We start from the raw sequence: 13,045 nt of genomic DNA on the forward strand, positions 1-13,045 counted from the left end.
CATCCGGACCAAGCGGGACCGGGGTGAGCTCCCCGGAGCAGATCGACTGGGTCATCGACGCCTACACGCGCGGCGTCGTCGCCGACGAGCAGATGGCGGCCCTGGCGATGGCCATCCTCATCAACGGCATGTCCCGCGCGGAGATCTCGCGCTGGACGGGCGCGATGATCGCCAGTGGCGAGCGGATGGACTTCTCGTCGCTGAGCCGGCCGACCTCCGACAAGCACTCGACCGGGGGCGTCGGCGACAAGATCACGCTGCCGCTCGCGCCGCTCGTCTCGGTCTTCGACGTCGCCGTGCCGCAGCTGTCCGGCCGCGGGCTCGGCCACACCGGCGGCACGCTCGACAAGCTCGAGTCCATCACCGGGTGGCGCGCCGACCTGTCCAACGACGCGATGCTCGCCCAGCTCGACGACGTCGGTGCCGTCATCTGCGCCGCCGGGTCCGGGCTGGCGCCCGCCGACAAGAAGCTCTACGCCCTGCGCGACGTCACCGGCACCGTCGAGGCGATCCCGCTCATCGCCAGCTCGATCATGAGCAAGAAGATCGCCGAGGGCACCGGGGCGCTCGTCCTCGACGTCAAGGTCGGGTCCGGAGCCTTCATGAAGACCCGCGACGACGCGACCGAGCTCGCCCGCACGATGGTCGACCTCGGCACCGACGCCGGCGTGCGGACGGTCGCCCTGCTCACCGACATGTCGGTGCCCCTCGGCCTCACGGCCGGTAACGCCCTCGAGGTCCGCGAGTCGGTCGAGGTCCTCTCCGGGGGCGGCCCGAGCGACGTCGTCGACCTCACCGTCGCCCTCGCCGACGAGATGACCCGGGCCGCCGGCCGAGAGGTCGGTGAGGACGAGCTGCGCGCCGCCCTCGCCGACGGTCGGGCCATGGACGTGTGGCGCCGGATGATCGCCGCCCAGGGGGGGCGACCCCGACGCGGCGCTGCCCACGGCCCGCGAGACCGAGACGATCACCGCCGACACCGACGGGTACCTGACGTCGCTCGACGCCATGGCCGTCGGAGTCGCCGCCTGGCGCCTCGGAGCGGGCCGCGCGCGCAAGGAGGACCCGGTCCAGGCCGGCGCCGGGGTCGAGCTGCACGCCCGTCCCGGTGACCGCGTGGTCGCCGGCCAGCCGCTCATGACGCTGCACACCGACACCCCGGAGCGCTTCGCCCGAGCCCGTGAGGCGCTCGACGGCGGGTGGCAGGTGTCGGGGGAGGCGCCCCCTTCGTCGCCGGTCGTCATCGACCGCATCACCGCACGGGAGGGCTGACGTGCCCGAGCTCAACGCCACCCCGTCGATCATCGACGTGCCCGGCGGCAAGGTCATCGCCGAGCACGTCGGGCGGGTCGCCACCGGCGACGAGGCCATGTCCGTCGCGCACATGCAGGCGCCGCCCGGCTGGTCGGAGCCGGCCCAGCGGCCCGACTTCGACGAGGTGACCCTCGTCGTCTCCGGGACCGTCCTCGTCGAGCACGACGGCGGCACGACCTCGGTGTCGACCGGCCAGAGCATCGTCACCCGCGCGGGGGAGCGGGTGCGCTACTCGACCGGCCCCGAGGGCGCGGAGTACGTCGCGATCTGCACCCCGGCCTTCGCCCCCGACACCGTGCACCGCGAGGACGCGGAGTGAGCCTCGACGAGGCCACGATCCGCGCCCTGCCCAAGGTGGTGCTGCACGACCACCTCGACGGGGGCGTGCGGCCGGCGACGGTCCTCGAGCTCGCCGACGCGGTCGGGCACGACCTCCCGGTCAGCGGGGCCGACCGCACGACCGACGGGCTGGCGCGGTGGTTTCGCGAGTCGGCCGACTCGGGCTCGCTCGTGCGCTACCTCGAGACCTTCGCCCACACCGTCGGCGTCATGCAGACCGCTCCCGCCCTGCGCAGGGTGGCCCGTGAGTCGGTGCTCGACCTCGCTCGTGACGGCGTCGTCTACGCCGAGTCGCGGTACGCGCCCGAGCAGCACCTGGAGGGTGGGCTGACCCTCGAGCAGGTCGTCGAGGAGGTCGACGCCGGCTTCCGCGAAGGGGAGGAGGCCGCCGCCGCCGAGGGCCACCCGATCGTCGTGCGCGGCCTGCTCACCGCGATGCGGCACGCCGCCAAGTCCCGGGAGATCGCCGAGCTCGCGGTGCGCTATCGCGATCGCGGCGTGGGTGGCTTCGACATCGCGGGGGCAGAGGCAGGGCACCCGCCGAGCCGGCACCTCGACGCCTTCGAGTACCTGCGGCGCGAAAATGCGCACTTCACGATCCACGCGGGTGAGGCCTTCGGGCTGCCGAGCATCTGGGAGGCGCTCCAGTGGTGCGGTGCCGATCGTCTCGGGCACGGGGTGCGGATCGTCGACGACATCGGCTTCGGCGACGGGACGGTGACCGATGACCCGCTCGCGGCGAACCAGGCCGCCCGCGAGGACCCCTCGCAGCTGCGGCTGGGGCGGCTGGCCGACTTCGTGCGCGACACCCGCGTGCCCCTGGAGATGTGCCCCCACAGCAACGTCCAGACCGGTGCTGCGCCCTCGATCGCCGCGCACCCGATCACGCTCCTCGCCCTGCTGCGCTACCGGGTGACGCTCAACACCGACAACCGACTCATGTCGGACACGTCGATGACCCGGGAGATGCTCGCGCTCGTCACCGAGGCCGGCTGGACGGCCGAGGACCTGCGGTGGGTGACGACCAATGCGATGAAGTCGGCCTTCCTCCCCTTCGACGAGCGGCTGGAGCTCATCGAGGGGACGATCAAGCCCGCCTACGCAGCCCTGGCCTGAGGTCGCTCTCGCCCGGTGCGCTCAGCGCCACCCACCACGACTCAGTAGGTGTCGCTCGGACCCGCGTCGGCGGACTGGCCCGGCTCGGGGACCACGAGACCGGCCGGGCCGACCTGCTCGGCCTCGGCGAGCAGACCCGCGGTGCTCGAGGTGCCGATGCGGGTGACGCCCTCGGCGAGCATCGCGAGCAGCGTCGCGATGTCGCGGACGCCGCCGGAGGCCTTGACCTCCATCTGCTCGGGGGTGTTGGCCCGCATGAGGGCGACATCGGCGAGGGTCGCACCGCCGCCGGCGAAGCCCGTCGAGGTCTTGGTGAAGTCGGCGCCCGCGTCGACGCTGGCCCGGCAGGCGTCGATCTTGGCCCGCTCGTCGAGCAGCGCGGTCTCGAAGATCACCTTGACGACCACCCCGGCCGCGTGGCCCACCTCGACGACGGCGGCGATGTCGTCGCGCACGGCGGTGACGTCGCCCCCGCGGAGGCGACCGATGTTGAGCACCATGTCGAGCTCGGTGGCGCCGTCGGCCAGGGCCTGCTGCGCCTCGGCGACCTTGGCCGCCGTCGACGTCGTGCCGTGGGGGAAGCCGATGACCGTGCACACCCGGGTCGGGCTGCCCTCGACGGAGGCGACGGACTCGGCCGCCAGCGAGACGTCGCTCGGCCGCACGCACACGCTCCAGATGCGCTGCCCGGCGAGCTCACGGACGGACCCGGCGACCTCGTCGGGCGTCAGCTCGGGCTTGAGCAGGGCGTGGTCGATGAGGTCGGCGACGTCCTGGACGGTCAGGGTCGTGCCGGGGGGCGAAGGGGGGGACGACGGGTCATGCTCTCAGCCTAGGGCGTCGACCCAGCGCGACCCCACCTCGCGCAGCCGACCGGACCCGGCGGTCAGCTCGGCCACGAGGGGGCCGAGGGCAGCGACCTCGGTGGCCGGGACCCCGAGCGTCAGGGTGACCTCGGCGCCGTAGTCGGCGTCGACGTGGACGCCACGGGCCCGCAGCTCGTTGTCGATGCGCCCGGCGTCGGCGTGCGAGACGGTCAGCGCGTGCTCGACGACGAGCTCGCGGCGCAGCGTGCCGACCGTGTCGAGACCGATGCGCACCGCGTCGCCGTAGGCCCGGACGAGCCCGCCGGTGCCGAGCAGCACCCCGCCGAACCACCGGGTCACCACGGCGACGACATCGCTCACCTCGTGGCCGGTGAGCACCTCGAGCATGGGTGCACCTGCGGTGCCGGACGGTTCGCCGTCGTCGGACGAGCGGGCCACTGCCGCATCCGGCCCGAGGACGAAGGCGGAGCAGTGGTGCCGTGCGTCCCAGTGCTGCTTGCGCAGGCGCTCGACGACGGCACGGGCACTCCCTTCGTCCTCGACGCGCTCGAGGGTGCACCGGAAGCGTGACCGCTTGACCTCGATCTCGACCTCGCCGTCACGGGCGATGGTGCGGTACGACGTCGGGCCCACGGCACTCAGGCGCCGGCGAGCTCGCGCTCGGCCTGCGTGGGGGTGGCGCAGCGGGCGCCGAGCTCGACGTGCCGGGCGACGACCCGCGGCTCGTCCCGCATGAGGACCAGGTCACGGCGGACGAGGGTGAGCGGCGGCTTGCGGCGCTCGGCGAGGTCGCGGGCCAGGCGCAGCACGAAGGTCTTGGCCCGGTGGTGGCGGATGCACCAGGCCGAGTGGAGCAGGCCGGCCTCGCGCAGGGCGGGGATCGCCTCGGCGGCGAAGATCCCTTCGGCGACGACGAGGTCGTCGGGTCGCGCCGTCACGGTGTGCTCGCCGGTGGCGCGGGAGACGCTGATGTCGTAGACGGGCATCGCGGCCTCACCGGTGGCGAGGAGAGTGCGCAGGGCCGCGACGGCCGCGGCCTCGTCCCAGCTGTCGGGGTGGTCCCAGTCGACCATGCCGAGCTCCGCGCTGCGGGGCAGGTCGGGGGCGTCGAGGTCCTTGTAGAAGTCGTCGAGGCGCACGACCGGCCACCCGTGGTCACGGTGGAGCCGGCCGGCGAGCCGTGACTTGCCGGATCCGCTGGGCCCGGCGAGCACGACGACCCGTCCGGGCGAAGGGGGCTGGGCTGGCGTCGGCACGAAGGGAGAGTCTAGAGCGCCGTGAGCGACTCCATCGCCGCCCGCACCCGGGTGAGCCGCTCGGCGGCCCGCCCCCGTGCCGGGAGCAGGTCGTCGTCCCCGGCCACGGGCTCGATGGCCTCGAGGTAGACCTTGAGCTTGGGCTCGGTGCCGGAGGGTCGCACGATGATGCGGGAGGCGTCGTCGAGCAGGTAGCGCAGCCCGTCGGTGGGCTGCAGGCCGCCGGCGCCCTCGGCGAGGTCCTCGGCGCTCGTCACGGCCGACCCGGCGATCTCCGTCGGCGGCGTCTGGCGCAGCCGGGCCATGACGACGTCGATGTCGGCGAGGTCGTCGACGCGGATGGAGAAGGCATCCGTGTCGTGGACGCCGAGCTGGCGGTGCAGGTCGTCGAGGACGTCGAGCAGGGTGCGCTCCTCGGCCTTGAGGATCGCGGCGAGCTCGGCGACGAGCAGGGCCGCGGAGACGCCGTCCTTGTCGAGGACGAGGTCGGGGGCGACGCAGTAGCCGAGGGCCTCCTCGTAGCCGTACGCCAGGCCGTCGACGCGGGCGATCCACTTGAAGCCGGTGAGGGTGTCCTCGTGCGCCACCCCGGACTGCCGGCACATCGCGGCGAGCAGCCGGGAGGAGACGATGGAGTTGGCCATGCGGCCGCCCTCGGGGATGCCGCGCATGATGAGGTGCGAGGCGAGCAGCGCGCCGACGTCGTCGCCGCCCAGCAACCGCCAGCCACCGTCGGCGCCCGCGTCGGGCACGGCGACCGCGCACCGGTCGGCATCGGGGTCGTTGGCGATGACGAGGTCGGGGGAGGTGGCCCGGGCGGTGGCGAGGGCCTCGTCGAGCGCGCCGTCCTCCTCGGGGTTGGGGAAGGCGACGGTCGGGAAGTCCGGGTCGGGGGCGGCCTGGGTCGCCACCGTGGCAGGGGCGGCGAAACCGGCCCGCTCGAAGGCCCGCCGCACCGTCGCGTCGCCCACGCCGTGCAGGGAGGTGTGCAGCACCTGCAGGTCACGCGGGCTGTCGGGCGCGACGACACCGGCGACCGCGTCGAGGTAGGCCTCGAGCACCTCGTCGCCGAGCACCTGCCAGCCGGACTCTGCGCGCGGCACCGACGCGACGCTCGTGACGCGGGAGATCTGCTCGGCGATCTGCGCGTCGCTCGGCGGCACGATCTGGCTGCCGGTGCCGAGGTAGACCTTGTAGCCGTTGTCCTGCGGCGGGTTGTGGCTCGCGGTGACCATGACGCCGGCGTCGGCGCCCAGGTGCCGGATCGCGAAGGCGAGGACCGGCGTGGGCAGCGGCTCGGGCAGCACGGCGGCCCGGCCACCGGCGGCGACGACGACCGCGGCCGTGTCGAGCGCGAAGGCATCGGAGTTGTGCCGGGCGTCCCGCCCGATGACGACGAAGGGGGAGTCGCTCGCCTCGCGCAGGTGGGCCACGAGACCTGCGGCGGCGCGGATGACGACGGCGCGGTTCATCCGGTGGGGGCCGGCGCCGAGGGCGCCGCGGAGGCCGGCGGTGCCGAACTGCAGCAGCCCGCTGAAGCGGTCGGCCAGGTCCGCTGCGGCGGCCGGGTCGGTGCCGCCCGAGGCCGCGTCGACGAGCTGCTCGAGCTCGGCCCGGGTGGCGGGGTCGGGGTCGTCGGCGGCCCACTCTGCCGCGGCGACGAGCAGGTCGTCGGCCAGCTCGCTCGTCGAGTGGCGGCCGGCGTACCCGCTCATCAGATGCGCCCGACGATGTTGGCCAGGAGGGTACCGCAGCGCTCGGCGGCGGCCTGCCCGGCGGCGACGACCTCGTCGTGCGCGAGCGGGGTCTCGCTGATGCCGGCGGCGGCATTGGTGACGAGCGAGACGCCGAGCACCTCGAGGCCGACCTCGCGGGCGGCGATCGCCTCGAGCGTCGTGCTCATGCCGACGAGGTCGGCGCCGAGGACCCCCGCCATGCGCACCTCCGCGGGCGTCTCGTAGTGGGGGCCGCGGAACTGCGCGTACACCCCTTCGTCGAGGTCGGGGTCGACCTCGCGGGCCAGCTCCCGCAGCCGGGGGGAGTAGAGATCGGTGAGGTCGACGAAGTTGGCGCCCTCGACCGGCGAGGTCGCCGTGAGGTTGATGTGGTCGCTGATGAGGACCGGAGTGCCGGGGCCCCACTCGGGGCGCAGCCCGCCGCAGCCGTTGGTGAGGACGATCGCGCGGCAGCCGGCCGCGGCCGCGGTCCGCACGGCGTGCACGACGGCTCGCACGCCGCGCCCTTCGTAGTAGTGGGTGCGGGTGCCGAAGACGAGGGCCCGCCGGCCGGACCCGGCGATGTCGACCGAGCGCATCTGCCCTGAGTGGCCGGCGACGGCCGCGGCCGCGAAGCCGGGCACCTCGGCCTGGTCGATCGTCGCGAGCGTCTCGCCGACGAGGTCGGCGGTCTGTCCCCAGCCGGAGCCGAGGACGAGGGCGACGTCGTGCTGCGCGACGCCCGTGCGCTCGGCGATGACGGCGGCCGCGTCGCGGGCGAGGTCGAAGGGGTCCTGGCTGTCGGTGTGCTCGGTCACAGGCGCAATCTACAAGGGTGGTTGGATGGGTGGTGTGACCCGAACCAGCTCAGTTGTCATCCTCGGCGGAGGTCCCGGCGGATACGAGGCGGCTCTCGTGGCCGCCCACCTCGGGGCGGCCGTCACCGTCGTCGACCGGGACGGCATCGGCGGGGCCGCCGTGCTCACCGACTGCGTCCCCAGCAAGACCCTCATCGCGACCGCCGACTACCTCGGCGGCATCGAGATCGCCGCCGACCTCGGGGTGCACCTCGAGGACCACGAGGGTGATGTCGCGACCGAGACCGTCGCGGAGCTGGCGGCGATCAACGCGCGCGTGCTCAACCTCGCGGCGGCGCAGTCCGCGGACATCACCGCCCGCCTCGAGGAGGTCGGGGTGCGGGTCGTCTCCGGCACGGGGCGGTTCACCTCGCCGAGCACGGTGACCGTCGAGACCGACGCCGGCAGCGAGGACATCGAGGCCGATGTCGTGCTCGTCAGCACGGGTGCCACCCCGCGGGTGCTGCCGACCGCGCAGCCCGACGGCGAGCGGATCCTCACCTGGCAGCAGATCTACGCCCTGCCCGATGTGCCGGAGCGGCTCGTCGTCGTCGGCTCGGGTGTCACCGGCGCCGAGCTCGCCCAGGCCTACCTCGGCCTGGGCGCCGACGTCACCCTCGTCTCCTCCCGCGAGCTCGTCCTGCCGGGCGAGGACCAGGACGCCGCCGCCGTCATCGAGGACGTCTTCCGTCGCCGGGGCATGACGGTGCTCAACCGCTCCCGCATGGCCTCGGCCGAGCGCCGCGGCGACGGCGTCGTCGTCACGCTCGAAGACGGTCGCGAGGTCGAGGGCAGCCACGTGCTCATCGCCGTGGGTGCGGTGCCCAACACGCGCGACCTCGGGCTCGAGGAGGTCGGGGTCGAGCTCAGCGAGTCGGGGCACATCGTCACCGACCGCGTCTCGCGGACGTCGGTGCGCGGCATCTACGCCGCGGGCGACTGCACCGGGGTCTTCGCGCTCGCCTCGGTGGCCGCGATGCAGGGTCGCACCGCGATGGCGCACGCTCTGGGAGACGCGGTGACCCCCCTTCGGCTGTCGGGCGTCTCCGCCAACGTCTTCACCGACCCCGAGATCGCGACGGTCGGCATCAGCGCCGCCGAGGCGGCGGACAATGCGGACGTCGAGGCCGTGATGATGCCGCTCTCGCGCAACCCGCGGGCCAAGATGCTCGGCATCACCGAGGGCTTCGTCAAGCTCTTCGCCTACCGCGGGACGGGCACGGTGCTCGGCGGCGTCATCGTCGCGCCCCGGGCCTCCGAGCTGATCTTCCCGGTGGCCCTCGCAGTCACCAACCGGCTGTCGGTCGACCAGGTCGCCTCGACCTTCACCGTGTACCCCTCGCTGACGGGCACTCTCGCGGAGGCGGCTCGTCGGCTGCACCCCCTCCACGGGGAGTGAGCTCGGCGGGCGCGCGGGTGCGGTCCCGCCGCTAGGGTCGCAGGGGGCCGATCCGCGGCCCGCGACGAAGGAGCCGAGGATGAGCAACAGCCCGCAGCAGTTCAACGGTGGCGAGTACGTCGACAAGGCGCGCGACGCGGCCCGGGACCACCCGGACCAGGCGCGCGGTGCGATCGACAAGGTCCAGGAGGCCGTCGACAAGCGCACCGGCGGCAAGTTCACGTCGATCATCGACAAGGCGGGCGACTTCGTCGAGGACAAGCTCGGTCTGCCTGAGGACAAGGCCGAGCCGAAGGGCGACGCCCAGCCCGAGGACGAGGCGACCGCCGAGTCGCCGAGGAGCCAGACTCCGGCCGAGCCGAAGCCGGAGGGGTCAACCGACGGCGGGGCCCTGCCCGGCTGAGGTCGGGCTCGCCCCCGCGGTGAGCTGCAGGTCGGCGCGGACCGTCCCGCCACCCACCGTGAGCATGCGGGTCGTGATGTCGCCGGTGCCGCGGTCCAGGGCCGTGAGCACGTAGGTGCCCTCCTTGGGCACCGGGAGGTCGTAGCGTCCGTCGGCGTCGGTGCGCATCCAGTCGACCGACCCGCCCGTGCGACGGGTGAGGACGACGGACACGTCCGCGGCCGGTCCGCCGTCGACGGCGGTCACCGTGCCCGTGACGCTCGTGCGCTCCCGCAGGACGAAGGGAGGGACCCGCCGCCCTTCTGCCAGGTCGACGTAGCCGCTCGCCGGCGCCCACCCGGGCGCCGTGACGACGAAGAGGTGCCGGATCGGGCCGCCCGTCGCCACGGAGTAGTCGCCCGCGGAGTCCGTGTGCGCCCAGTCGACGTGGGACCCCTGGCCGCCGAGGACGGTGACGACCGCGCCGCCGACGGCGTCGCCGGCGACGTCGGTGACCCGGCCGTGCACGACGTGGTCGGCGCGCTGCTCCTCGACGTCGGGCCGGGCCTCGACCTCGGCAGCCCGCTGGCGCAGGAAGGGCACGATGAGGGCTGCGCTGATCGCCGAGGCGATCGCGGCGAGGACGTAGACGAGGGCGATCGAGCCGTAGCCGGCGTGGCCGCCCGTCGCGGTGGAGGCCCCGGCGGCGAAGATCGCCGCGGTGACCGCGCTCGCGGTCGAGGTCCCGACCGAGCGCAGCAGGGTGTTGAGCCCGTTGGCCGCGGCCGTCTCGGTCACGGGCACCGAGCGCATGATGAGCGTCGGCAGCGCGGAGTAGGCCAGGGCCGTGCCGACCGTGACGACGACGGAGCCGACGACGATGGCCCCGATCGAGCCGCTCAGGGGCACGCGGACGAGGTACGACGCGGCCATGATCGAGCCGCCGACGGCGATCGCCAGCTCCGGGCCGAAGCGTCGCGTCACCCACCCGGCGAAGGGGGCGAGCAGACCGAAGGCGACCGCTGACGGGGCCATCCACAGACCGGCGTGCAGGCCGTCCAGCCCCATGCCGTAGCCGGAGTCCTCCGGTGTCTGCAGGAGCTGGGTCGACACGAGCATGTTGACGAAGAGCCCGAAGCCCATGAAGAGCGAGATCGTGTTGGCCGAGACGACGATCGGCTGGGCGGCGGTGCGGATGTCGACGAGCGGGTTGGGGATGCGCAGCTCGAGCGGTACGAAGACCGCGAGCAGGGCGCTGCCGACGCCGAAGGCGGCGAGGGTGCGGGTGTCGAGCCAGCCCCACTCCGCTCCCTTCGACACGGCGAGGAGCAGCAGGACGAGGGCGACGCTCAGCAGGACCGCCCCGCGCATGTCGAAGGCACCGGGGGAGCGGACGGTGGACTCGGCGACCGTCGCGCGCACGAGCAGGACCATGAGCAGGGCGAGCACCCCAGGGAGCCACAGCACGACGTGCCAGTCGTAGGTCTGGGCGAGGAAGCCGCCGAGGGGCAGCCCCACGCCGGCGCCGATGGCCAGGGTCGCGCTCATCAGGGCGACGGCCAGCGGCACCTGGTCCGGGTCGAGCTCGTCGCGCATCGTCGCGATGCCGACGGGGACGAGGGCCATGCCCATGCCCTGGAGCGCGCGGGCGACGATGAGGAAGGGCAGGGAGGGGGCGATACCCCCGATGGCGGCGCCGAGCGCGACGATCGCCAGGGTCACGAGGATCATCCGCCGCTTGCCGTACATGTCGGCCATGCGGGAGATGACGGGGGTGGCGACGGCGCCGGCCACGAGGGTCGCGGTCACCATCCACGAGGCATTGCCGGGGGTGGTCCCGATGAGGTCGGGCAGGTCGGGGACGAGCGGCAGGACCATCGTCTGCTGGAGCGAGACGACGGTGCCGCACAGGGCGAGCACGGCGATGACGACGCCGCCCCCGGCACGCCGGGAGGGCGTGCCGGGGGCGGCGTCGGTGCTCGCGGGAGGAGTCGTCATCAGTCCTTGATCTCGGCGAGGACCGCGCCGTTGCTCACCGTGGCGCCGACCTCGGCCTGCAGGCCGCTGATCGTGCCGGCCTTGTGCGCGTTGATGGGCTGCTCCATCTTCATCGCCTCGAGGACGACGACGAGGTCACCCTCGGCGACCTCCTGGCCCTCCTCGACGGCGACCTTGACGATCGTGCCCTGCATCGGGGCGGTGAGGCTGTCACCGGAGGCCGCCGCGCCGCCGCCGCTGCCGCCGGAGCGCTTGGGCGCCTTCTTCTTGGCGGCGCCGCCACCGCCACCGAGCGAGAGGCCGCCGGGCAGGACGACCTCGAGGCGCTTGCCGCCGACCTCGACGGTGATCTTCTGCCGCTCGCCGTCCTCCTCGGCCGCCTCGCCGACCTCGCCGCCGTAGGGCGCGATCTGGTTGTCGAACTCGGTCTCGATCCAGCGGGTGTAGACGGAGAAGGGCGCGTCACCCTCCGGCGCGAAGGCCGGGTCGCGGACGATCGCCTGGTGGAAGGGTACGACCGTCGGCATGCCGTCGACGACGAGCTCGTCGAGGGCGCGGCGAGAGCGCTCGAGAGCCTGCTGGCGGGTCGCGCCGGTGACGATGAGCTTGGCGATCATCGAGTCGAAGGCACCGGCGACGGTGTCGCCCTCCTCGATGCCGGCGTCCCAGCGGACACCGGGGCCCTGGGGGACGCGCATCTTGGTCACGGTGCCGGGGGCCGGCATGAAGTTGCGCCCGGCGTCCTCGCCGTTGATGCGGAACTCGAAGGAGTGGCCGCGGGCGACCGGGTCGTCGTAGCCGAGCTCCTCGCCGTCGGCGATGCGGAGCATCTCGCGGACGAGGTCGATGCCGGTGACCTCCTCGGTCACGGGGTGCTCGACCTGCAGGCGGGTGTTGACCTCGAGGAAGGAGATCGTGCCGTCCTGGGCGACGAGGTACTCGCAGGTGCCGGCGCCGACGTAGCCGGCCCCCTTGAGGATCGCCTTGGAGGCGCGGACGAGCTCGGCGTGCTGCTCCTCGGTGAGGAAGGGCGCGGGGGCCTCCTCGACGAGCTTCTGGTTGCGGCGCTGGAGCGAGCAGTCGCGGGTCGAGACGACGACGACGTTGCCGTGCTGGTCGGCGAGGCACTGGGTCTCGACGTGGCGCGGCTTGTCGAGGAACTTCTCGACGAGGCACTCGCCCCGGCCGAAGGCCGTGACGGCCTCGCGGACGGCCGACTCGTACAGCTCGGGGATCTCCTCCATCGTGTAGGCGACCTTGAGCCCGCGACCGCCACCGCCGTAGACGGCCTTGATGGCGATCGGCAGGCCGAACTCCTCGGCGAGGGCGACGACCTCGTCGGCGTCCTTGACCGGGTCATTGGTGCCGGGGGCCAGGGGCGCGTTGGCCTTGACCGCGATGTGCTTGGCCTTGGCCTTGTCACCGAGCGCGTCGATGGCCTGCGGGCTCGGGCCGATCCAGATCAGGCCGGCGTCGAGGACGGCCTGGGCGAAGTCGGCGTTCTCCGCGAGGAAGCCGTAGCCGGGGTGGACCGCGTCGGCGCCGGCGTCCCGGGCGACCTGCAGGAGCTTGTCCTGGAGCAGGTAGCTGTCGGCGGGCGTCTGACCGCCGAGGGCGTACGCCTCGTCGGCGACCTTGACGTGCAGGGCGTCACGGTCGGGCTCGGCGTAGACGGCGACGGAGCCGATGCCGGCGTCGGCGCAGGCACGGGCGATGCGGACGGCGATCTCGCCGCGGTTCGCGATGAGGACTTTGCTGATGGCCATGGGCCGCAGACTACTGCGTGCCTGCCACCCCCGGCGGGTCGCCCGCATCGTGGCGCCGCACACCCCCTTCGCCCAC

11 protein-coding genes and 1 pseudogene are annotated in these 13,045 nt (G+C 73.5%); 5 read left to right on the forward strand and 7 right to left on the reverse strand.

Annotated elements, in window-relative coordinates:
* Nucleotide 1: 1 nt before the first annotated feature.
* From B277_RS08710 to B277_RS08720, 3 genes and pseudogenes are all read left to right on the forward strand, one after another.
* A pseudogene (locus B277_RS08710) lies at nt 2-1,272 on the forward strand (thymidine phosphorylase).
* 1 nt (nt 1,273) lies between these two features.
* Complete coding sequence (locus B277_RS08715) at nt 1,274-1,633, forward strand: cupin domain-containing protein (RefSeq protein WP_007927347.1); 360 nt, start codon at nt 1,274-1,276, stop codon at nt 1,631-1,633.
* Nucleotides 1,630-2,769 carry an adenosine deaminase gene (locus B277_RS08720; protein WP_007927349.1) on the forward strand — a complete coding sequence of 380 codons (1,140 nt, stop codon included), beginning with the start codon at nt 1,630-1,632 and terminating at the stop codon, nt 2,767-2,769. The genes B277_RS08715 and B277_RS08720 overlap by 4 nt, the downstream gene beginning before the upstream one ends.
* 41 nt (nt 2,770-2,810) lie before the next feature.
* Here the strand turns inward: B277_RS08720 and deoC are convergent, their stop codons facing one another.
* From deoC to B277_RS08745, 5 genes are read right to left on the reverse strand one after another with little or no spacing between them, the layout of a single operon-like run.
* Entirely contained in the window at nt 2,811-3,554 is a 744-nt protein-coding gene (gene deoC, locus B277_RS08725; RefSeq protein ID WP_040881231.1) for a deoxyribose-phosphate aldolase, read from the reverse strand.
* 42 nt (nt 3,555-3,596) lie between these two features.
* The gene (locus B277_RS08730; protein WP_007927353.1) at nt 3,597-4,229 is read right to left on the reverse strand and encodes a YigZ family protein; all 633 of its coding nucleotides are present in this window, start codon (nt 4,227-4,229) and stop codon (nt 3,597-3,599) included.
* A gap of 5 nt (nt 4,230-4,234) precedes the next feature.
* Nucleotides 4,235-4,852, reverse strand: a complete 618-nt coding sequence (locus B277_RS08735; RefSeq protein WP_128276895.1) for a uridine kinase family protein — start codon at nt 4,850-4,852, stop codon at nt 4,235-4,237.
* Nucleotides 4,853-4,863: 11 nt separating this feature from the next.
* The gene (locus B277_RS08740; RefSeq protein ID WP_007927355.1) at nt 4,864-6,567 is read right to left on the reverse strand and encodes a phospho-sugar mutase; all 1,704 of its coding nucleotides are present in this window, start codon (nt 6,565-6,567) and stop codon (nt 4,864-4,866) included.
* Entirely contained in the window at nt 6,567-7,385 is an 819-nt protein-coding gene (locus tag B277_RS08745; protein ID WP_007927356.1) for a purine-nucleoside phosphorylase, read from the reverse strand. Before B277_RS08745 ends, B277_RS08740 begins: the two co-directional genes overlap by 1 nt.
* 25 nt (nt 7,386-7,410) lie before the next feature.
* Here B277_RS08745 and B277_RS08750 point away from each other — a divergent pair, with 25 nt between their 5' ends.
* Nucleotides 7,411-8,823: an NAD(P)H-quinone dehydrogenase gene (locus tag B277_RS08750; RefSeq protein WP_040881239.1), complete on the forward strand. Its 1,413-nt coding sequence runs from the start codon at nt 7,411-7,413 to the stop codon at nt 8,821-8,823.
* Between the two features lie 79 nt (nt 8,824-8,902).
* Nucleotides 8,903-9,226, forward strand: coding sequence for an antitoxin (locus B277_RS08755; RefSeq protein ID WP_007927358.1), 324 nt, complete (start codon nt 8,903-8,905; stop codon nt 9,224-9,226).
* On the opposite strand, the gene B277_RS08760 is transcribed toward B277_RS08755, so the two are convergent.
* Together B277_RS08760 and B277_RS08765 are read right to left on the reverse strand one after the other, a co-directional pair.
* The gene (locus tag B277_RS08760; protein ID WP_007927359.1) at nt 9,197-11,203 is read right to left on the reverse strand and encodes an MFS transporter; all 2,007 of its coding nucleotides are present in this window, start codon (nt 11,201-11,203) and stop codon (nt 9,197-9,199) included. The two genes, B277_RS08755 and B277_RS08760, sit on opposite strands and share 30 nt — an antisense overlap.
* Nucleotides 11,203-12,969 carry an acetyl/propionyl/methylcrotonyl-CoA carboxylase subunit alpha gene (locus B277_RS08765; protein WP_007927365.1) on the reverse strand — a complete coding sequence of 589 codons (1,767 nt, stop codon included), beginning with the start codon at nt 12,967-12,969 and terminating at the stop codon, nt 11,203-11,205. The genes B277_RS08760 and B277_RS08765 overlap by 1 nt, the downstream gene beginning before the upstream one ends.
* Nucleotides 12,970-13,045 lie beyond the last annotated feature (76 nt).

The sequence above is a fragment of the Janibacter hoylei PVAS-1 genome, assembly GCF_000297495.1.
In the GTDB taxonomy this organism is placed as follows: Bacteria; Actinomycetota; Actinomycetes; order Actinomycetales; family Dermatophilaceae; genus Janibacter; species Janibacter hoylei.